This window comes from Methylocystis sp. Sn-Cys, from assembly GCF_016745395.1.
GTDB classification, from domain to species: domain Bacteria; phylum Pseudomonadota; class Alphaproteobacteria; order Rhizobiales; family Beijerinckiaceae; genus Methylocystis; species Methylocystis iwaonis.
The window spans coordinates 99,515-118,003 of record NZ_JAERVJ010000007.1 but is presented as its reverse complement, the minus strand read 5'-3'; the positions used below and the strand labels follow the sequence as shown (position 1 = coordinate 118,003).

22 protein-coding genes and 1 tRNA gene are annotated in these 18,489 nt (G+C 63.7%); 10 read left to right on the top strand and 13 right to left on the bottom strand.

Features of this window, described 5'->3' with window-relative positions:
- Positions 1-161: 161 nt before the first annotated feature.
- Positions 162-440, bottom strand: coding sequence for a hypothetical protein (locus tag JJT62_RS14280; protein ID WP_202073444.1), 279 nt, complete (start codon positions 438-440; stop codon positions 162-164).
- Positions 441-908: 468 nt separating this feature from the next.
- Between JJT62_RS14280 and panC the strand changes: the two genes are divergently transcribed.
- Positions 909-1,769, top strand: coding sequence for a pantoate--beta-alanine ligase (panC, locus tag JJT62_RS14275; protein ID WP_202073443.1), 861 nt, complete (start codon positions 909-911; stop codon positions 1,767-1,769).
- Positions 1,766-2,056 carry an acylphosphatase gene (locus tag JJT62_RS14270; protein WP_202073442.1) on the top strand — a complete coding sequence of 97 codons (291 nt, stop codon included), beginning with the start codon at positions 1,766-1,768 and terminating at the stop codon, positions 2,054-2,056. Before panC ends, JJT62_RS14270 begins: the two co-directional genes overlap by 4 nt.
- A gap of 154 nt (positions 2,057-2,210) precedes the next feature.
- Here JJT62_RS14270 and lipB read toward each other — a convergent pair whose 3' ends face one another.
- The 6 genes from lipB to JJT62_RS14240 all read right to left on the bottom strand — a co-directional run bounded on the left by lipB (position 2,211) and on the right by JJT62_RS14240 (position 5,989).
- Complete coding sequence (gene lipB / locus JJT62_RS14265) at positions 2,211-2,930, bottom strand: lipoyl(octanoyl) transferase LipB (RefSeq protein WP_202073441.1); 720 nt, start codon at positions 2,928-2,930, stop codon at positions 2,211-2,213.
- On the bottom strand, positions 2,927-3,274 hold the full coding sequence (locus JJT62_RS14260) for a hypothetical protein (protein WP_202073440.1): 348 nt from the start codon (positions 3,272-3,274) through the stop codon (positions 2,927-2,929). Before JJT62_RS14260 ends, lipB begins: the two co-directional genes overlap by 4 nt.
- Positions 3,275-3,545: 271 nt before the next feature.
- Positions 3,546-4,004, bottom strand: a complete 459-nt coding sequence (locus JJT62_RS14255; protein WP_202073439.1) for a YbhB/YbcL family Raf kinase inhibitor-like protein — start codon at positions 4,002-4,004, stop codon at positions 3,546-3,548.
- A gap of 65 nt (positions 4,005-4,069) precedes the next feature.
- A complete protein-coding gene (locus JJT62_RS14250; RefSeq protein WP_202073438.1) occupies positions 4,070-5,227 on the bottom strand; it encodes a glutathionylspermidine synthase family protein in 1,158 nt (385 codons plus the stop codon).
- The gene (locus JJT62_RS14245) at positions 5,227-5,580 is read right to left on the bottom strand and encodes a hypothetical protein (protein WP_202073437.1); all 354 of its coding nucleotides are present in this window, start codon (positions 5,578-5,580) and stop codon (positions 5,227-5,229) included. The genes JJT62_RS14250 and JJT62_RS14245 overlap by 1 nt, the downstream gene beginning before the upstream one ends.
- Positions 5,581-5,584: 4 nt before the next feature.
- Positions 5,585-5,989 carry a DUF350 domain-containing protein gene (locus JJT62_RS14240; RefSeq protein ID WP_202073436.1) on the bottom strand — a complete coding sequence of 135 codons (405 nt, stop codon included), beginning with the start codon at positions 5,987-5,989 and terminating at the stop codon, positions 5,585-5,587.
- Positions 5,990-6,252: 263 nt separating this feature from the next.
- Between JJT62_RS14240 and JJT62_RS14235 the strand changes: the two genes are divergently transcribed.
- On the top strand, positions 6,253-7,053 hold the full coding sequence (locus JJT62_RS14235) for a DUF72 domain-containing protein (RefSeq protein WP_202073435.1): 801 nt from the start codon (positions 6,253-6,255) through the stop codon (positions 7,051-7,053).
- Here JJT62_RS14235 and JJT62_RS14230 read toward each other — a convergent pair.
- Both JJT62_RS14230 and JJT62_RS14225 read right to left on the bottom strand, forming a co-directional pair.
- Complete coding sequence (locus JJT62_RS14230) at positions 7,044-7,646, bottom strand: J domain-containing protein (protein ID WP_202073434.1); 603 nt, start codon at positions 7,644-7,646, stop codon at positions 7,044-7,046. The two genes, JJT62_RS14235 and JJT62_RS14230, sit on opposite strands and share 10 nt — an antisense overlap.
- 439 nt (positions 7,647-8,085) lie before the next feature.
- Positions 8,086-9,177, bottom strand: coding sequence for a fatty acid desaturase (locus JJT62_RS14225; protein ID WP_246744908.1), 1,092 nt, complete (start codon positions 9,175-9,177; stop codon positions 8,086-8,088).
- A gap of 384 nt (positions 9,178-9,561) precedes the next feature.
- On the opposite strand from JJT62_RS14225, the gene JJT62_RS14220 reads away from it, so the two are divergent.
- From JJT62_RS14220 to JJT62_RS14205, 4 genes are all read left to right on the top strand, one after another.
- Positions 9,562-9,646, top strand: a tRNA-Leu gene (locus JJT62_RS14220).
- 267 nt (positions 9,647-9,913) lie between these two features.
- On the top strand, positions 9,914-10,336 hold the full coding sequence (locus JJT62_RS14215; RefSeq protein WP_202073432.1) for a VOC family protein: 423 nt from the start codon (positions 9,914-9,916) through the stop codon (positions 10,334-10,336).
- Between the two features lie 360 nt (positions 10,337-10,696).
- A complete protein-coding gene (modA, locus tag JJT62_RS14210; RefSeq protein ID WP_202073431.1) occupies positions 10,697-11,503 on the top strand; it encodes a molybdate ABC transporter substrate-binding protein in 807 nt (268 codons plus the stop codon).
- A 326-nt stretch (positions 11,504-11,829) separates the two neighbouring features.
- On the top strand, positions 11,830-12,738 hold the full coding sequence (locus JJT62_RS14205; protein ID WP_202073430.1) for a hypothetical protein: 909 nt from the start codon (positions 11,830-11,832) through the stop codon (positions 12,736-12,738).
- On the opposite strand, the gene JJT62_RS14200 is transcribed toward JJT62_RS14205, so the two are convergent.
- A complete protein-coding gene (locus JJT62_RS14200) occupies positions 12,739-13,611 on the bottom strand; it encodes a polysaccharide deacetylase family protein (RefSeq protein WP_202073429.1) in 873 nt (290 codons plus the stop codon).
- A 70-nt stretch (positions 13,612-13,681) separates the two neighbouring features.
- Between JJT62_RS14200 and mgtE the strand changes: the two genes are divergently transcribed.
- On the top strand, positions 13,682-15,091 hold the full coding sequence (gene mgtE, locus JJT62_RS14195; protein WP_202073428.1) for a magnesium transporter: 1,410 nt from the start codon (positions 13,682-13,684) through the stop codon (positions 15,089-15,091).
- 200 nt (positions 15,092-15,291) lie between these two features.
- Complete coding sequence (locus JJT62_RS14190; protein ID WP_246744907.1) at positions 15,292-16,317, top strand: glycoside hydrolase family 25 protein; 1,026 nt, start codon at positions 15,292-15,294, stop codon at positions 16,315-16,317.
- 153 nt (positions 16,318-16,470) lie between these two features.
- Here JJT62_RS14190 and JJT62_RS14185 read toward each other — a convergent pair whose 3' ends face one another.
- Together JJT62_RS14185 and JJT62_RS14180 are read right to left on the bottom strand one after the other, a co-directional pair.
- Positions 16,471-16,710 carry a hypothetical protein gene (locus JJT62_RS14185; protein WP_202073426.1) on the bottom strand — a complete coding sequence of 80 codons (240 nt, stop codon included), beginning with the start codon at positions 16,708-16,710 and terminating at the stop codon, positions 16,471-16,473.
- A gap of 106 nt (positions 16,711-16,816) precedes the next feature.
- Complete coding sequence (locus tag JJT62_RS14180) at positions 16,817-17,230, bottom strand: hypothetical protein (protein ID WP_202073425.1); 414 nt, start codon at positions 17,228-17,230, stop codon at positions 16,817-16,819.
- An 89-nt stretch (positions 17,231-17,319) separates the two neighbouring features.
- Here JJT62_RS14180 and rpmF point away from each other — a divergent pair, with 89 nt between their 5' ends.
- Positions 17,320-17,508 (top strand): 50S ribosomal protein L32, encoded by a 189-nt coding sequence (gene rpmF / locus JJT62_RS14175; RefSeq protein ID WP_016919986.1) that lies wholly within the window; start codon positions 17,320-17,322, stop codon positions 17,506-17,508.
- Between the two features lie 174 nt (positions 17,509-17,682).
- Here rpmF and JJT62_RS14170 read toward each other — a convergent pair whose 3' ends face one another.
- Positions 17,683-18,486: an SDR family oxidoreductase gene (locus tag JJT62_RS14170; protein WP_202073424.1), complete on the bottom strand. Its 804-nt coding sequence runs from the start codon at positions 18,484-18,486 to the stop codon at positions 17,683-17,685.
- Between the last annotated feature and the right edge of the window lie 3 nt (positions 18,487-18,489).

Sequence of the window (18,489 nt, the reverse complement as noted above, 5' to 3'; positions counted from 1 at the left end):
ATCATCAGCAGTTCCCGGAGGAACAGGGCCGAGTCGTCAGGCCGTTCGTTATCGATGGGTGGATGATAACGTCTCGCGAACGAATAAACAATCGTAGCCGATCCGCCGCCTGCGCGGACAGATGGGTTTTCGATCCCGCTCCTCGGGCGAGGCCTAAAAGTCTAGTCGATGATCCCGAAAAGGTCGGCCGCCGTAATCGTGACGGTGCCATTCGCCGCCACTCTCCCGTGCGAATGTCGGGCGCTGGCAATATCTTCGAACCCTTGCTTGTCTTTATCGAACTGCGAGCGCAGCTCGGCAATGCCGCGCGCCATGCCGTCATCGAGCGCGTCGTCGGCGACGAACACCCGCACATTCTCATGTGTTCCGGTGATGCGCATGGAGAACGAAAACCCCTGCGCCTCGCGCAAGGTTTCCGTGTCGAGCCGTTCGAGGGACATCTCGGCCCTCCAGTCTGAGCAGAGCGGGTCGGTCTTTGGCGGTCACGTTCACTTTTCGCGGGCTTTTTCCGCGACTGCCTTGTCTATGAGCGCCTTGATCTCGGGACGCAGCGTCTTGGTCCCTTTCACGAAGAGGCCTGGCAGCATGCCAGACTGAACCATTTTGGCTCTCAACTGGCGTCTGGCTTTCGCAAGACGCGTGGCCTCATCTTCGTATGGTCGCTTGGGCATTCCCGCCATATAGGGCGCTGTGCACCTGCGAATACCCTCCAGCGCTCTCTTTGTCCCGAGTTGTTTAGCGCTCGCTAAAAGGGGCGGCCCGGAAGTGTCGCCAAGGGGCGCGCGATTTTGCGTCAAGTCGTCTGAAAACCAAGAATTACAGGAGCGTGCGCACGCGCTTTGGCGTGTATTGACATGCTCTGGCAAGCTCCATCTTATGCCGGCGGAACAAACGAAAGGCCTGCGCGGATGAGCTATGAGGTTCCTGTCGTCCATACTGTCGAGGACATGCGCGCCTTCGTGCGCGCGCGCCGTGCGGCGGGCGAGCGCATTGGCCTTGTGCCGACCATGGGCGCGCTGCACGCCGGTCACCTCTCGCTCGTCGAGGAGGCGCGCCGCCACGCGGATCGCGTCATCACGACAATCTTCGTCAATCCCACGCAGTTCGGACCCACTGAGGATTTCTCGCGCTACCCGCGCACGCTGGCGGCCGATTGCGAGAAGCTCGCAAGCGTCTCCGCCGATCTCGTCTTCGCGCCGGCGGTCGAGGAGATGTATCCGGAAGGCTTTTGCACGACGGTGACGCTCGAAGGCCCGGCCAAGGCCGACCTCGAGGACCGCTTCCGCCCCACCCATTTTGCGGGCGTGGCCACGGTCGTCGCCAAGCTGCTCAATCAGGCGCAGGCGGATGTCGCGGTTTTCGGCGAGAAGGATTATCAGCAGCTTCTCGTCATTCGCCATTTGGCGCGCGATCTCGACATTGCGACCCGCATCCTGGCGGGGCCGACGCTGCGCGATCCCGACGGGCTCGCGATGTCGTCGCGCAACATCTATCTCTCGGCGGAGGATCGCGCCCGCGCGCCGCGGCTCTATCGCGCCCTCTCCGAGGCGGCGCGCCGCATTGGAGAGGGCGAGGTCGTCGGGCATGTGATGGGCGAGGCCCACGAGGCGATCGTGGGCGCGGGCTTCGATATCGACTATGTCGAGGCGCGCCACGCCGATACGCTTGCGCGCGTTGCGCGCCGCCTCGACGGGCCGATGCGCATCCTCGCCGCCGCGCGGCTCGGCGCCACCCGGCTCATCGACAATGTCGCGGTTCCGAACACATGAGCCGCCGCGTCGTCCGTTTCTTCGTGACCGGCCGCGTGCAGGGCGTCGGCTTCCGCGCCTTTCTCATTCGGCAGGCCAATGCGCTTGGGCTGGTTGGCTGGGCGCGCAATTGCCGGGATGGTTCAGTGGAGGCTCTCGCCGCCGGCCCGGAGGAGAAAGTCGCGGCCTTGATCACAGCGGCGCGGCGCGGACCCCTTCTCGCGCGGGTCGAGAGCTTGCGCGAGGCGGAGGCGGACTTCGCAGAGCTTGGCGACGGCACGGGCTTCACAGTGGGCGAGACCGTTTAGACAATTGGGGGACGTGTCATTCCCGGCGGGCTGAAAGCCCGACCGGGAATCCAGAGCCAAAAAGCGCCGGTTTTGCTCTGGATTCCCGATCGCTCGCTTTGCGAGCGTCGGGAATGACACCGAACCAGTCAAGCAGATTTCGTATAAGAGCAGGTCAGCCGAAGATCGCCTCGAAATGGCGCCGCAGCGCCGCGTCGACGTCGGCGATAGTGGCGGGCGCGCCCAAGTCTTTCAGGCTCGTGACGGCCAGATGGCGTTCCCGCACCCCGCAAGGCGCAATGCCGGAGAAGTGCGAGAGGTCGGGCGCGACATTGAGCGCAATGCCGTGAAAGCTCACCCATTGGCGCAGGCGCACGCCGATGGCGGCGATTTTGTCTTCGGCCATTTCGCCATTCGGTCCGGGCGCTTTGTCGGGCCGCTTCACCCAGACGCCGACGCGCGCCTCGCGGCGTTCGCCGGCGACGCCGAAATCCGCGAGCGTGGCGATGAGCCAGGATTCGAGCGCACAGACAAAGGCGCGGATGTCACGGCGCCTTTGCGTGAGGTCGAGCATCACATAGGCGATCCGCTGACCGGGGCCGTGATAGGTGAATTGCCCGCCGCGGCCCGTGCGGTGGACGGGGAAGCGCGCGTCGAGAAGGTCGCTGTCCTTGGCCGAGGTTCCGGCCGTGTAGATCGGCGGATGCTCGAGCAGCCAGACGCATTCGGGCGCCGCGCCGCGCGCGATCGCGGCTACGCGGTCCTCCATGAAGGCGAGGGCCTCTTCATAGCCGACGAGGCCGTCGCTTATGCGCCACTCGACCGGCGGCGCGCCGGCGCGGGGCGAGAGCGCGGGCGTGATCATATCGCGAGGAGGGCAGGAGGGAGCGGTCATGGCGCCTCGCCATTCGGCGCCGGCGCGCGGCCTTGCGCGCGCTTGATGTCGTCGATTTCATCGAGCATAGCGAGAAAGGCGCGGATGGCCTTCTTATCCTTCTTCGACAACTCCCTCTCGTCGAGCTGTTCGACGAGCACGCGCAGGGCGTCGCCGACGCGCCCGAGTTGCTTGCCGTAGCTGCCTACGTCTTTGAGCACCTGTTGCTCGACCTGCGGCGCGCTGGATTGGCCAAGATCAATATTCATGAAGGAAAAATTGCTGCCGACAATCCCGAAGGGATTCAAAAAGGGCGCGACGTTGACAGGCACGTCGCCCGAGAGGGGAAGCTTGAAAACCGCCATGACAACCTCCGATACTAAAAGCAATGACTCTCTTTTACAGCATTTTTGAATCCGGATTATGCGCGCAAGCACGGGGATTCCCGGCCGGCCGAAGGCCCGATCAGAAATCCGGCCCCCACCGTCATTGCGAGGAGCGAAGCGACGAAGCAATCCAGGGCCGAGGCGGGGCTCTGGATTGCTTCGCTTCGCTCGCAATGACGGCGCAGGTTTGCTCTGGATTCCCGATCACTCGCTCGCGAGCGTGGGAATGACAACGAACTTGAATCTCGTCTCAGCGCCCGTAACGCCCCATCAGCCGCGCTTCCGCGAGAACGCGCCCATGCGTCGCCTCCTCGACCTGCTTACAGCTCGGGCGCGGGCCGAGCGGCAGCTCGGGGCAGTCCAGCGCAAACAGCCGGAAACGGTAGCGATGCAGCCCGTGGCCATGCGGCGGGCAGGGGCCGTTATAGCCGAGTTCCCGAAAATCATTCTGGCCGTGGCGAAGAATATCCGAGGTCGCCGGCCGCCCGGAGTCTTCCTCGAGAGCAGTGTAATCCTTGGGAATGTCGTAGCAGGCCCAATGCGCGAACACGCCGCTCGGCGCATCGAGATCGTCGACAATCAGAGCGAAGCTTTGCGTCTCGTCGGGGGCCTCCGCCCAAGCGAGCGACGGCGAACGATCGTCCCCGTCGCAGGTGAACGCGCGCGGAATATTGCCGCCGTCCTGTAACGCCGTCGAGGTCAGCCGCATGATCGCCTCCGTCTGTTGGTCCGGCTAGGGATTTATTTAGCGGCCGGGCGGCGGCGGTCCCGCGCCTAACCGACGATCGCGTGCGGGACGAAGCGCGAGTGGTTCGATGTAAGAGGCGTCGCGTCCTCGCGCAGCCCCATGCCCGCCGGTTCGCCGCCCACCACCCAGGAGCCGACAACCGGATAGCGCCCATCGAAACAGGGCAGCATATGTAACGCCTGCCGCACATGGCCCTCGGCGCCGTAGTCGCCGGGCGTGCTGGCGATGGCGGCGCCGTCCTTCATGAGCAGCACATTGGCGCCTTCGCGCGAGTAGATCGGCTTTTTGGCGTAGCTCTGGCCGAGCGCCGCCGCGCGGGGATTGCTGGCGAAATAGCATTCGAGCAAATTTGGATGCCCCGGCGCCATCTCCCACAACAGCGCCAACATGCCCTTGTTGGAGAGCAGCGCCTTCCATGGCGGCTCGACGAAGCGCGTGACGCGCATGGCCGGCGCATGGGAAAACGTGTCCGCGAACATCCACTCCCAAGGATAGAGCTTGAACAGCGTCTCGATCTTGCGCCCGTCGCGGTCGCAGAAATGCGCGCCGTCGAGGCCGACGTCGTGCATGTCGAGCAGCGCGGCGCCGCATCCCGCTTGCACCGCACAATCTGCGAGATAGGCCGCGGTGCCGAAATCCTCGACGCTGTCGCTCATCGCGCCGAAATGCACGAGACGCTCGGGCGCGATCTCTGCCCAGCGCGCGATCAGCCTGTCGTGCAGCGAGTTGAACTGATCGGCGTGCTGCGGCAGCTCGCCGCTCGCTGTGAGCTGCTCCAGCCAATGCCATTGCACGACGCCGGTTTCGAACAGGCTCGTCGGGGTGTCGGCGTTATATTCGAGGAGCTTTGCCGGGCCCTTGCTGTCGTAAGCAAGGTCGAAGCGGCCATAAAGCGAAGGGTCGCGCCGCTTCCAGCTCTCGGCGATAAGCTCGCGCGCATGTTTCGCCACATGCAGGCGATCCATCGTCTCTTCGCTTTCCGCAATGCGGCCGACGAGCTCCAGACAGAGCGCGTCGAGCTCGCGCGTTGCGGCCTCGATGTCGTCTTCGATCTCGCGAAGGGTGAAGATATAGCGCGCGCTTTCGTCCCAATAAGGCTCGCCGTCCATATGGGCGTAGGCGAAGCCGATGTTTTTGAAATGCGCTTCGACGCCGGGACGGGGTCGTGAGATTTCTCGTTTCATCAGCCGCCGCCGCTGCCAGAGTGTCCAAAGCCGCCGAAGGAGACGCCATGGGTCGAGGCGCTGGAGCCCGACGACCAATGCCAGCCCCTGGAGCTGTGTGAGGTCGAGCCGTTGCTATGCCTGCAGATCTGCTGGTCGGGATTATTCGGGTCCGGCTCGCAGTGCGGGCTTTCGATCCATTCGTAGAGCCCGTAGCCGCCGAGCGAGACCGCGCCCACCACAACAAGGGACACGGCAAGCGAACGCTTCCGTTGGGGAAGCATCGAGTTCGGTCGTTCCTTCGACGTTTTGGGTTTCTGCAGAACGACGGGCGGCGCGCGCCTGCCGAAGTCCTTGGGCGTCCCGTCGGCCATGGCGTTACGGGCTCATGCAGGCGGCGCTGAGCAGGCCGGCCGCGATGGAGACGGCGGCGACCCAGATTGCCGCCGAGAGCACATTCTCCTGGATGGCCTGCGACAGCCCCGGATGCGCAAGCCGTGCAAGCCCATAGGCGATGATCTGCGTGACGAGCGCGACAACGCCCCAGACGGCGAATTCAGCGATGGAGCCTGTATGGTGGATCGCCGCCGCAAGCGAGATCGCAAATCCCACAAGGCTGCCGCCGAAGGCGATTGCCGCGGAGGCGCTCTGCGTCGCGACAATGAGCGCGAATTCGTCGTGCCGCGTCACCCGCGTGTAAACGACACAGAAAATGGCGCAGAAGCCTGCTGCGCCCGTGAAATAAACAGCGAACGCCAAAAGGCCGGAGAAAAAGTCTGGCACGAGCCGAATCTCTCTTGGTTCGAGTTGGGCGCGACAGTAACAAGCTCCGCAAAAAAGTCCTGTGCGCGCCCGCACATCGCGCGTGATTGTAATCGAGGACAATCACATTTCGGCGCCGTCTTCCCGCCGCGCAGCCATAATCCTTCCTTTCTTCTCGATCACTTTTTCGAGGAGCAATGATCACAAGACAATTTCCCAGCGCCGGTTCACCCTCGCTCGCCGCGACGCGCGCGCTAACTCCAGTCGTGGGCAAAGGAGCGCGGATGACGACGGGCCGCATTTATGTCGGCGTCGGAGGCTGGAGCTTTGCGCCCTGGCGCGAGGCGTTCTACCCGCCGGGACTGCCGACGTCGCATGAGCTGGAATATGCGAGCCGTCATCTCACCTCGATCGAAATCAACGCGACTTTCTATCGAACGCAAACGCGCGAGACCTATCTGAGCTGGCGCGACCAGACGCCCGAGGGCTTCGTCTTCAGCGTGAAGGCACCGCGCTACGCCATGAGCCGGCGAACGCCGCATGACGTGAAAGAGTCGATTGCGCATTTCTTCGACAGCGGCGTCGCGGCGCTCGGCGAAAAGCTCGGGCCTGTGCTGTGGCAATTCCCGCCGACGCGCAAGTTCGATCCCGATTTCTGCGCGGCCTTTCTGTCAGCATTGCCGCGAGAGAGCGAAGGCGTCGCGCTGCGTCATGCGATCGAGGCGCGCGACGAAAGCTTCGTGACGAGCGAATTCATCGCTTTGGCGCGCGCGCATCACGCGGCGATCGTCGTCGAAGGCGATTCTGATTTTCCGCTGATCGCCGATCTCACCGCGCCCTTCGTCTATGCGCGCATCATGGGAACGCGCGCGTCGCGCAAGCAAGGCTACGATCGCGAGCGGCTCGATCTCTGGGCCGCCCGCGCCCAAAAATGGGCGGAAGGCGGCGCGCCCGGCGATCTGCCGCGGATCTGCGCCAATACGCCCAAACGCAGCGGGCGCGACGTTTATCTTTATGTCATTCGCGGCGCGAAGGAGAAAAACCCCGCCGCCGCCATGGCGCTGATCGAACGCCTTCAGAAATGAAGCGGAAGCAGGTGCAGGAAGTTTTTCTTGAGCCAATTGAGCAGCGCGACGAGAACGACGACCGAAAACATCAGCGCCAGAATCACATAGACGCGCATGAGCACGTCGAAGAGGAAAAACAGGATCGAGAACACGGCGCGCAGCAGCGCCGCGCCAAGGCCGTCGTAAGCCTGTCCGCGATTGGCGAAAAAGCCGACGCATAGCAGGATGAAAGCGCAGCCCGCCGCCAGCAGAAAGGGATTGTAACTCTCGTTGACGCCGTCGCCGGCGTCGATCAGCAGCACGCCGAGCAGGAAAGAGAGCGCGCTCAGCGCGGCGAAAGCGCGGTCGCGTAGAAACGCGCTCAGCCGCTGCAGCAGCGTGCGCTTGTTGGCGGTCTCGTCGAGGAAGCTGCCGAACTTATGTTCGAAGTCATAGGCCTCGCGCTCGGGCGCGCTTTTGAGCGCATTATAGGCCTGCGTCACGCGCTGGAATTTGGCGGGGTCGCCGCCCTTGTCCGGATGATGCTGCTTGACGAGACGGCGATAGGCCGCGTTGATCTCGCGCCGCGTCGCGTCCTCGTGGACGCCAAGAACCTCGTAGTGACTCGCCATCGCTCAGACCGGATCGGATGAATGCGGCTAACTTTTGCCGAGTTGGCGGGCAGGATCAAGGCGGAAGCGACACGTCTCTTTCGGCGGCTGTGGAACACTGAGGCCGTCGGAAAGCGGTCTCGCAATATTGAACAGTATTTCTCTTAGGCTCGACAGTGACTTGCGTCGGCTTGATTGTGCGCTTGCGAAGATTTTTCGGTGCATTTTGCTGCATCACAGAATGCAACCAAAAGAAAACTGTGGCGTTATTGACGTGCTCGCGCCAATTTGGGCGGAGGCAGGGGAGGGTCGGATGGACAAGCTCACGATAATGATCGCCTTGGCCGGCTTCATCACGATCGGCGCAATGGCTGCGATTCTGCCAATCTAATTTTTAGGCGAGGCCGGGCCTTGGCGCCTTTTGGTAGGGAGGCTGACAGCATCAGCCTCCCGAATTGTTTTAAGCCCTTGCGGCCTCGTCCAAGGTCGTCAGAACCGCGCGCATGGCCTCGCGGTTGTTCAGCTCGTGATAGGCGTAGCCGCACTCCTGCATGGCTTTGCGGGTCGCCTCGCGCATCTTGCTCAAATTGCGCCGCGCCATGGTCGGGAACATATGGTGCTCGATCTGGCTGTTGAGGCCGCCGGTAAGCCAATCCAGGAAGGTCGAGGTTGGCGTGTTGCGGGTCGAGCGCGCCTGACGGTCATAGAAGCCCATGGCCTTCGCCGCGTCATAGACTTCCATCCCCGTGTGATTGAGGACGAAGACGAAGGCGAGGATGAAGCCGCCGAGAAGCTGCGCGAACACGAACCAGGCCCAACCCGTCCAGGCGGCGCCCGGCGTGAGGAAGCCCGCGAGCGTGAGGCCCAGAACCCAATGCGCCACGCAAAGCGCCGTCTCGAGCGTCTTCTCTTTGCGCGCCGCGGTCGCGATGCTCTGCCAGCTCCAGTTGAAGCGGGCGAGCATGAGCAGCGGGAAGAAGAGGGCGACCTGGAACCGCCGCAGGAAGGGGGCGAGAAACTTCGAGAAGCCGGACATCTGGGCCGTGTCATTGTGCTCGACGAGGAGCTTGTCCCACACGATCCAGGGCGCCGAATCGATATCGCCGTCGATCGGCGTCAGCACGCCGTCGGCGTTCGTCTTGCACCCGTTCGGGAAGGAGTGATGCAGCTCGTGCTTCTCCACCCACCAGGAGGCGCCGAAGCCCTGGAACAGCGCCGCCGCCGCGAGCATGACGCGCGCTTTCGGCTCCTCGCGCGGTCCCCATTGGTTATGGGCGACGTCATGGCCCAGATACGCCGTGCGCGGATAATGGACGCCGAGCAGCAGCGCGCCGGCCGCGGCCGCAAGCCCGCCTTTCGCGAGCAAAGCGAAAGCCAGCGTCGGAACGCCGACGAGCTCGACGCCGCGAAGCGCCTGCTCCCAAAGCGGGACGTTGAAATAGCCCTTTTCGCGCGCCTCGTTTTTGAGCGCCGCCATGCGTTGGGCGAGCGCCCGCCCGTCCGGTTCGCCTGTTTCCAGGCTACCGCCTAAAGTAGCGATCGTGTCGTTCAATTTTTTCTTCCCCGGGGGCGCGCGACGCGCCATTTCGTTCTTGTTTTTTGCCGCCGGGAAACCCTTCGGCTATAGCCGCGCTCTTGTCAAATCACTCAGGCCCCTGCATTTCTGAAAGATTATGCGGCATCTCGACCCAGGCTCGGGCGCGTCGAATCTGTACGCCCGAGGAGGGACGGTCTAAGACGCCCGCCCGAGGCCCCGCATGGGCGCCCGGCCGCTCCCCCAGATGCCCCCATGCGCGGTTTTCCCTTGGTTTGGCTCGACTTTTCCCCCCTTGGCGCCCGGTCGATTGCAAAATTATGGCGCCGCCCTTGTCAGCGCCCAGTCAATTTGTTAGAGGCTGCGCGCCGGCGCTTCACAGCACAAGTCGAAGCGCCCGATGCGGTCGTGGCGGAATTGGTAGACGCGCTAGCTTGAGGTGCTAGTTGGGCAACCAGTGGAGGTTCGAGTCCTCTCGACCGCACCAAAATTTTCCAGCGGGCATTCCCTGAGCCGCGGAAGATCGGTGAGCGGCTCTAGCCGCTGCATTCTTCGACGCAAACGCGCCTGTTTCTGCCCAACGAGGCATTGAATAGCAGGCGAGGCGCTGCTAATCCCCGACTGTCAAAAAAGGAGAGATCGGTGCGGTTAGCCCGATCCCCGTGGAAGCGGGTCCTGACCTTCGCGACAGCGATGAGTCCCCTGGCCTTTAACGCCCGATGCAATCGCGTGTCGGCGAACAGGAGGTCTTAGGGTGCAACAACAAATTTCCGTCATTACCCTTGGCGTCATGGATCTCGATCGGTCGCGGCGGTTTTACGTCGACGGCTTTGGGTGGTCGCCGGTTTTCGAGGCCAGCCAGATCGTCTTCTATCAAATGAACGGCTTCGTTTTGGGGACCTTCCTGAAGGCCGCCCTGGAAGCCGATATGAATCGCGCCGGTCTGCTGCAACCGGGCGCTTTCTCACTCGCACATAATGTATCCGCGAAAGAGGACGTGATTCCCTTGATGAAACGGCTCGAGCAGGCTGGCGGCGTCATCATCCGCCCTGCTGACGAGCCGCCGCATGGCGGTTTTCGCGGCTACGTCGCCGATCCAGACGATCACGCCTGGGAAATCGCGTGGAACCCCGCCTGGCCAATCGACGAGCGTGGTCTCGTGACCTTCGGCGTCTAGGGGTTACGGGAGCGGGCCTCGGTGCGCTTAGCCCCGACCAAACCATCGATCCACTCCTCTTTGAATAGCACGCATCGCGACTGGGTCATTCCCGGCGGGCAAAGGCCCGACCGGGAATCCAGAGCCACAAGAGCTTTGGTTTTGCTCCTGGATTCCCGATCGCCCGCTTTGCGGGCGTCGGGAATGACGGCAGGCCGCGCAACGGTCGTTGGCCCTGCTGCATAGGTGCATTTTGGTGTGAAGTTAGGCGTTATTTGCGGAAAATATGCGCATGACTCCAGCATGGCGTTAAACTATTCCTAAGTTCACATACTGACGTCCGCGGTTCTGCGGGAGCCCACGCCTCTTCGAGGATTGTCCATGATCAGATTGCTCACCCTCGCCTTCACGCTCACCTTCTCGCTCGCCGCCGCCTCGGTTTTCGCGGAAGGTCCCGCCGCGTCGCCGCCGCCAAATGCCCAGGCGACTGCGCCTACGGTGACCGTGTTCGCCGCGGCGAGCCTCAAAAACGCGCTGGACACGGCGGCGGCCGCCTTCAAAGCGAAAAGCGGAATCGAGTTGAAAATCAGCTATGCGGGCTCGATGGCGCTCGCCAAGCAGATCGAATCCGGGGCGCCCGCGGATGTGTTCGTCTCTGCCGATGCGGCGTCGATGGATTATCTCTCCGGCAAAAACCTGATCCGCGCCGATACGCGCGCCGATTTCCTCGGCAATGTGCTTGTCGTCGTCGCGCCGAAATCCTCGAAGCTGGAAAAGCTCGCCTTCACGAAGGACGCCCTGACGGAGGCGATCGGGTCGGGCAAGATCGCGACCGGCGACCCGGCCTCCGTCCCCGTCGGCAAATATGCGAAGGCGGCGTTGGAGAAGTTGGGGCTGTGGTCGGTCGCCGAGCCGAATTTCGCCTTCACCGATAATGTGCGCGCCGCGCTCAATTTCGTTGCGCGTGACGAAGCGCCGCTCGGAATTGTCTATCTCACCGACGCCAAATCGGAGCCCAAGGTGAAAGTCGTCGCCACCTTCCCGGCGAATACTCACCCGGCGATCGTTTACCCGATCGCCCTCACCGCCACGGCGCAGGGCGACGGGGCGGCCAAGCTGCTCTCCTTCCTTCTGAGCAAGCCCGGCAAGGCGATCTTCGCCGAGCAGGGGTTCAGCGTTTCCCGCTGATCCTTCGCGTCGCGGATCGAGGCAGCCGATCCGCGACGCCAAATTATTGATTATCCAAGTGGGCGCCTCTTTTGGGCGCCGCCGGCGGTCCGAAAGCGGAAGTTCCGGCCAGGGCAAAGATCAGCCACATTTTCCCCCGCAAGATGCGTCTGGAACTGGCGCAGAGAGAGGGCCGAGCATGGCTGCCCGCGCTGGTTGGGCTGGGAAAAACCGTCCGGGAGAACGTCCCGGCATATCGGACTCGCGAGACGTGGCGCGTCAAAGGCCGCTCTGGAAGCGCGGCGCGCCCCTGTCGTCTCTCGAGCCTCGTGCCCGGAGAGAGTAACATGAGCGTCATTCTAGAAAACCGCCGTCGTAACGGCGCCGCCAAGCCGGAAGCCAAGCGCCCCGTCGCGCGCGCCTCCAGCATTCCTGCCTTTCTGTCCCGCCCGCGGACGGCGCCGCCAGCTCGTGACGCCTATCGTGCGCCGCTTTGGGGCCTGTCCTACGATCGCGTCGAAGGCGTCATCCATCTGGTTCTCGCCTTCACGATTGTCGGCGGCGCCGCCGCGATCATGAGCACGGCGCTCTTTGGCCCGGGCGCGCCGCTCGGCGGAACGAGCGAAGCCCAGCCCGAGTTCGTGGCGCCGAAAGCAGCCGTCGCCGTCGCGGCGCCCGTCGAGGAGGAGATGGGCGCGAAACCGGCGCCGGCGACCGAGACGGCGCCCGCCGCCGCGCCGCAGCCCGCGGCTCCCGCGCTGAAGACATCGGCCCTCGATCCCTTCCTCGATGCGCGCCCCATGACCGAGACAACGGCCGCGCCCACGCGCGCGCCGGAGCCTTTGGCGCCGCCGCCAGTCTCCGTGCGGGAGAAGCTCGGAGCCGGGCAGGGCGGCGAAAGCCAGGAGACGGCGACGTCGCCCGACGACGCCAATGTCGCCGAGCTCCCCGCCGCGCCGGCGCCGCAGGCCAAAGCGGAACCCGCTTCGCCCGCGAGACAGGCGGAAGCCACGGACGATGCGCATATGGCGAAATGCTACTTGAAGCTTGCGGGCCGCGTGCAGAACAGCGGCGCTTGCAAGGTCCATCACACGGCCGAGGCTGTGACCTTCGATCTGCCGGGCAAGCCGCTCGAAATCGCCCATAAGCACGGGCGGGTTTGGACGGCGACGCTCGGCGGCCGTAATCTCGGCCAAGTCTACAAGACCGGGGCCTGCTGGGGCGCCAAGGGCTTCTACGCCTGCGAGAATGGCTGACTATTGATCGCCGTGGGAGTGGCCGTGGCCGTCTCCCGCGGCGGCGCCTTTAACCTTGCCCGCAAGCGTCTTGGCGATGATCGGCTCGGTGGTCGAGGTCCACTCCGGCCCCGCCTCGACGATCGGCGTCTCGCCTGCGCCGGGGACGATATGGGCGAGCTTGTAGCCTCGGTCCTTCAGTGCGCGCAGGAAGTCGGGCAGCATCGCCGCCGTCTGCGCCTTGGAGTCGTGGAAGAGCACGATTCCCTTGCCCGCCTTTTCCAGCCGCGACATCACGAGATCGAGCTCGGCCTTGGGCGCCATGGGCGACCAGTCGGAGGCCCATAGGTCAGAGCCGAAAATGGTGAAGCCCTTGCCTTCGAGGTAAGAGACAAGCTCCGGCGTATCGGCGAAGCCCGGAAAGCGGAAGAAGGGCGCGGATTTGCCGGCCGACGCCTTTTCGACCGCCGCAACGCCCTTCTCGATGTCGGCCTTCGCCGCGTCGTCGTACATCAGCCGAAGCGTATTGGCGGGATGGCTGTAGGAGTGGTAGCCGATGCTGTGGCCTTCGGCCGCCTCGCGCCGCACCAAAGCCGGCGCCTCCTCGGCGTTGCGGCCGATGACGAAGAATGTCGCGAGCGCGCATTCCTTGGCGAGCGCATCGAGCACGCGCGCGGTCGGCTCGGCCGGCCCGTCGTCGAAAGTGAGGACAACCTCATGGTCCTGCAGATCGAGCGTGCGCGGATAGCTTTGCAATCCGACGGCGGTTCCCTTCGGGCCGATGGCGATGGTGCGCGAGACGCCGAGCGCGTCAGGCTCGCAGTCGCGGGCGACGGCGGCCGTCGCGCCGAGGGCCAGGAGGGCGCAGAGAGTGACGCTCGAAAGTTTGATCATTTCGGTTTTGCCGGTTTGCTTCCGCATCTGCGCGGGTTAAGGAGCCTGAAGCCTGGTAGCGGGAATCGGCATGCCACTCGATCATGAAGAAACGGCGGCGGGCGCCGAGGGTTTCCGCGAAGAAAACGGCGGGCCGGACCGCGATTTCGTCTTCGCGGTCGAGGCCGCCGTCGCCCTCGGCGACTCCGCCAAGGTCCATGAACTCGTCGGCGATCTTCACGAGGCCGATCTCGGCGCGCTGCTCGAGCTTTTGAGCCATGAGGCCCGCCCGCGCCTCGTCGAGCTGATGGGCGCGGACTTCGATTTTACCGCGCTGATGGAAGTGGGTGAAGCCACCCGCGAAGATATTCTCGAAGAGCTGCCGGTCGAGACCCTGGTCGAGGGGATGCGCGATCTCGAAAGCGACGACGCCGTCGCCATTCTCGAGACGCTCGAGCCTGCGGAGCAGGCGGAGGTTCTCGAAGCCCTGCCTGCGCAGGAACGCATCGTCCTGCGCCGCTCGCTCGATTATCCGGAAGGCTCCGCCGGCCGTCTGATGCAGACGACGCTCATCGCCGTGCCGCCCTTCTGGACGGCGGGCCGCGTGCTCGACTTCTTCCGCGAGACGGATGGCGACGAATTGCCTGAAACTTTCTTCGAGGTCTTCGTCGTCGACCCCGGCTATCACCTGCTCGGCACGGTCTTTCTCGACGCCCTCGTGCGCGCCAAGCCGAATGCGCGGCTCGACGAGATCATGCAGGCCGACCGGCGCCGGGTGAAGGCGACCGAGGACGGAACCGAGGCGGCGCGGCTTTTCGAGCGCTACAATCTCGTGTCGGCGCCGGTCGTCGACGAAAGCGAGCGCCTCGTCGGCGCGCTCACCATCGACGACATCGTCGACGTCATTCAGGAGCAGGCCTCTGAAGAGATCAAGGCGCTCGGCGGCGTGAACCCGGAAGAAGAGCTGACCGATGATTTCTGGTGGATCGCCAAAAGCCGCTTTACCTGGCTGTTCATCAATCTGCTGACCGCCTTCATCACCTCTTCCGTGCTCAAGACCTTCCAGTCACAACTGGAGCAGATGGTGGCGCTCGCGGTGCTCGGGCCGATCATCGCGGGGCAGGGCGGCAATTCGGCGACCCAGACCATGACCGTCGCCGTCCGCGCGCTGGCGACTCGCGAACTGAACCGCGCCAACGCCATGAAGATCATCTTCCGCGAATTGGCGATCGGCGCGGTGAATGGCGCGGCTTTCGGCCTGGTGACAGGCCTTGTCGCCGCCAACTGGTTCCAGAATGTCGGCCTGTGGCCGGTCATGGCACTGGCGATGTTCACAAATCTGGTGGCGGGCGCCTTTGGCGGCATTGCGGTGCCGCTGCTGTTCAATCGCTTCAAATTCGATCCGGCGGTGTCCTCGGGGCCGTTCGTGACGACGATTACCGATGTGGTTGGTTATGGGGCGTTTTTAACGATCGCGACCATGTGGTTCCATTTGAAGTAAGCGAGCCTGAAGGCTCGCGGTCCAAAGTCCGGCCCCCTGGACCGCGAGCCTTCGGGCTCGCCTGCCCCCCACCAACATATTTCGGCTGCAAAGAATCATAAAAATCCCCAATCGGCTTGCATTCGCGGCGCGGCGCGTTAACGCTTCGTTACCGCCTCCTGGGATAATTTGACGAAATGTGCTCGTTGAATAGTTCCGTATTGCGTATCACCGCGCTTGCTTGCGTTGCGGCCGGCGCGGCGACTCTCGCCGGTTGTGGCAGCAGCTATGATCCCGGCCATGCAAAGCGGCCGCGTTTTGCGACCAGCGCCCCCCTCCTGAACGCCAAGCGGGACCCGACCTTCCTCGCCTATGCGGTGCCGGAATCGGATCTTCACCTCTTCCCCGCCACGCGCAGCGCCGAATTCGCCGTCCATGGCATCGACGTGTCCAAATATCAGGGCGACATCGACTGGGAGCAGGTGAAGGAGTCGGGCGTCGCCTTCGCCTTCATCAAGGCGACCGAGGGCGGCGACAAGGCCGATTCGAAGTTCCAGTACAATTGGGCGGCCGCCAAGGCCGCGGGCGTGCCGCGCGGCGCCTATCACTTCGTCTATTGGTGCCGGCCGCCGCACGAGGAAATCGCCAATTTCGCCTCGGTCGTGCCCAACGATCCGGACGCGCTGCCGCCCGTGCTCGACGTCGAGCCGACGCCGGAGTCCAAGAGCTGCAAGCGCACCCTGTATCGCGAGGAGGCGATCCGTGACATGCGGGTCATGCTGGAGGCGATGGAGCGCCATTACGGCAAGAAGCCGATCATCTATTCTTCGGTCGACTTCTACCAGGCGATTCTGCAGCCTGACGCGCTGTCGGAATATCCGATCTGGGTGCGCTCGACGAAATACCACCCCAAGGTGCGCTACGGCGACCGCAAATGGACCTTCTGGCAATATCGCTCGGACGGCCGCGTGCCCGGAATCGTCGGCGCCGTGGACCAGAACACCTTCAACGGCTCCCATGAGCATTGGCGCGGCTGGCTCTCCTCGACGACCGGCATAAAGGCCGCGCCGGTAGCGGCGGCGGCGCCTAAGCCGATCGTGGACGAGCGCGCCGCGAATAAGCTCATCGAGGACGATCCGGCGATGCTCAAAGGCGTCGAAAAGGGCGCCTATGAGAAAGACGCGCCGACGCAAGGCGGGCCGGTTCCGCCCGCGGCGATCGAAGGCGGGCAGCCCGACAAGGGTTGATTCCTTCCGAGAACAGCTCGCATTGGGGCGTGTCATCCCCGGCGGGCTGCAAGCCCGACAGAGATCCAGAGCCACAAAAGCGCTGGTGTTGTTCTGGATTCTCGATCGCTCGCTTTGCGAGCGTCTGGAATGACACCGCGCCAATCAAGCGGATCACATATCGGGGTCGCTGGAGAGACTCAGTTGGGGCGCCGGCTTCGGGAGAGTCGCGCTCCCATCCAAGATTCGGTGGGAGCTGGGCTTCGCCTCCATTACCGCGACCTTGACCGCAAGGTCCTCTATACGTTGGTTCAGATTGCCTTGAACCGCATTTACGACGGCTTGCGCCTCCCGCAAGGCGTCCAGCTTGGTCTCGGCCTTCAAGACCCGAAGCTCGACTTCTATCTCATTCATTCGGCTCTCTAGACGACGGATCGCGTCGGCGATTTCCTTTTGTGCGGTTTGGAGGCTTCGTATTTGTTCCGGGACCTGAAGATGGTTGGCAATATCTTGAGCTAGATCAGCCGCTTTGTTTCTGCTGAGCATCGGACGACAGCACTCCGGAAATTTTTTCTCGAATATATGCGAGGTGTCGGTCTGGACTATCGATCGTATCCAGTCCGAGTTTTTCGATAATCAGCGGCTTCAAGATCTTCCAGTTTGGAGGCGGCTGCTCGGAATCGGTGAAAGAGGTTCGCTCTATAGCCTTCGCAATGCGCTGCAGGGCGTCGTCGATTTCTTGGAGCAGCGCGGCGGGCAGCGCCGCTTGGTCGCGGCCGATTACGCTCGTGCTTATCACCGCGCTGCGACCGATTTCTTTGGTTTGAGAGGCTTTCACGAAGTCTCCCTCAATCGCTTTGTCATTAAAGATGCGCCAGCATAGCTTCTCTGGGACGAGAAAGCTACCGTTGGCGGCGGGCTGAGGGGTAGCCACGGGGCATGTTTTCGCGTATACGCCCGGCACCAGTTTCCGCCGCGCGGCGCGCAACGCCCGCGGCCTTCGCTGTTTAGAGAGACAAGAAAATGGCCGTTCCGAAGAGAAAAACCTCCCCGATGAAGCGGGGCTTCCGCCGTTCCGCCGATGCGCTGAAGGCTCCGACCTATGTCGAGGACAAGGATTCGGGCGAGCTGCGCCGTCCGCACCATATCGACCTGAAGACCGGCATGTATCGCGGCCGTCAGGTGCTCAAGGTCAAGTCGGCCGAGGAATAAGCGGGCTTTCGGGCCTTCTTGTCCTTAAAACGAAAAACCCCTCGTGCTTCGAGACGCCTGCTTTGCAGGCTCCTCAGCATGAGGGGTTTTTCGTTTCTGGCTCCTATCAGCCCTCACCCCCTGAGGAGCGCCCGCAGGGCGCGTCTCGAAGGGCGAGGGCGCGATTCCCGTCAGTTAAACCCGCTTCATCTGCGCCGTCCCGAGCAGCGGCAGCAGAATCGCGCGCGGCGAGAGGCGGGCGCTCCAGACCATGAACTTGTTCATGGTCCCCGGGACGACGACGCGCCTTCCGGCCATCAGCCCCTCATAGCCCTGGCGCGCGACTTCCTCCGCCGGCACCAGCGCCGGCTTCATCGCGCTCATCAGCCCGTCGTAGCTCATGCCGGCGCGGGCCTGAAAGCCCGTGAGCACCGGGCCGGGGCAGAGGCAGGACACTTTCACGCCGGCCGGCTTCAGCTCGTATGAGATCGCCTCGCTGAAGGAGCGCACGAAGGCCTTGGTGGCGTAATAGACCGCAAAGCCCGGCCCCGGCATGAAGGAGGCGACCGAGGCGACATTCATGACGCCGCCCTTGGTCTGCGTCAGCGAGGGCAGGAAGCGCAGCGTCAGAGCGGTCAGCGCGCGGATATTGAGGTCGATCATGGCGAGCTGCTCGGCCTGATCGAGATCGGCGATGGCGCCGATCAGACCGAAACCCGCGTTGTTGACGAGATATTGCGGCGCGAGCCCGGCCTCAGTGAGCCGCGCGGCGAGCGTCTCCGCGGCGCCTTCGGCGAGGAGGTCCAGCTCGACCACGATCGGGCGCTTGTGGCCCTTGGCGGCGATGTCGTCGGCCAGCGTCGCCAGCCGGTCGCCGCGCCGGGCGACAATCGCCACCTCATGGCCTTTTGCGGCGAAGACGCGGGCAAGCTCGGCGCCGATTCCCTCCGACGCGCCGGTGACGACGGCCGCCGGGCGGGCATTCGAAAATTGCGTCATGAA

Excerpts from the sequence above, each read along its gene's own strand:
- JJT62_RS14280 (WP_202073444.1), bottom strand. The coding sequence starts at position 440 with ATGTCCCTCGAACGGCTCGACACGGAAACCTTGCGCGAGGCGCAGGGG.
- panC (WP_202073443.1), top strand. The coding sequence starts at position 909 with ATGAGCTATGAGGTTCCTGTCGTCCATACTGTCGAGGACATGCGCGCC.
- JJT62_RS14270 (WP_202073442.1), top strand. The coding sequence starts at position 1,766 with ATGAGCCGCCGCGTCGTCCGTTTCTTCGTGACCGGCCGCGTGCAGGGC.
- lipB (WP_202073441.1), bottom strand. The coding sequence starts at position 2,930 with ATGACCGCTCCCTCCTGCCCTCCTCGCGATATGATCACGCCCGCGCTC.
- JJT62_RS14260 (WP_202073440.1), bottom strand. The coding sequence starts at position 3,274 with ATGGCGGTTTTCAAGCTTCCCCTCTCGGGCGACGTGCCTGTCAACGTC.
- JJT62_RS14255 (WP_202073439.1), bottom strand. The coding sequence starts at position 4,004 with ATGCGGCTGACCTCGACGGCGTTACAGGACGGCGGCAATATTCCGCGC.
- JJT62_RS14250 (WP_202073438.1), bottom strand. The coding sequence starts at position 5,227 with ATGAAACGAGAAATCTCACGACCCCGTCCCGGCGTCGAAGCGCATTTC.
- JJT62_RS14245 (WP_202073437.1), bottom strand. The coding sequence starts at position 5,580 with ATGGCCGACGGGACGCCCAAGGACTTCGGCAGGCGCGCGCCGCCCGTC.
- JJT62_RS14235 (WP_202073435.1), top strand. The coding sequence starts at position 6,253 with ATGACGACGGGCCGCATTTATGTCGGCGTCGGAGGCTGGAGCTTTGCG.
- JJT62_RS14230 (WP_202073434.1), bottom strand. The coding sequence starts at position 7,646 with ATGGCGAGTCACTACGAGGTTCTTGGCGTCCACGAGGACGCGACGCGG.
- modA (WP_202073431.1), top strand. The coding sequence starts at position 10,697 with ATGATCAGATTGCTCACCCTCGCCTTCACGCTCACCTTCTCGCTCGCC.
- JJT62_RS14205 (WP_202073430.1), top strand. The coding sequence starts at position 11,830 with ATGAGCGTCATTCTAGAAAACCGCCGTCGTAACGGCGCCGCCAAGCCG.
- JJT62_RS14200 (WP_202073429.1), bottom strand. The coding sequence starts at position 13,611 with ATGATCAAACTTTCGAGCGTCACTCTCTGCGCCCTCCTGGCCCTCGGC.
- mgtE (WP_202073428.1), top strand. The coding sequence starts at position 13,682 with ATGCCACTCGATCATGAAGAAACGGCGGCGGGCGCCGAGGGTTTCCGC.
- JJT62_RS14185 (WP_202073426.1), bottom strand. The coding sequence starts at position 16,710 with ATGAATGAGATAGAAGTCGAGCTTCGGGTCTTGAAGGCCGAGACCAAG.
- rpmF (WP_016919986.1), top strand. The coding sequence starts at position 17,320 with ATGGCCGTTCCGAAGAGAAAAACCTCCCCGATGAAGCGGGGCTTCCGC.
- JJT62_RS14170 (WP_202073424.1), bottom strand. The coding sequence starts at position 18,486 with ATGACGCAATTTTCGAATGCCCGCCCGGCGGCCGTCGTCACCGGCGCG.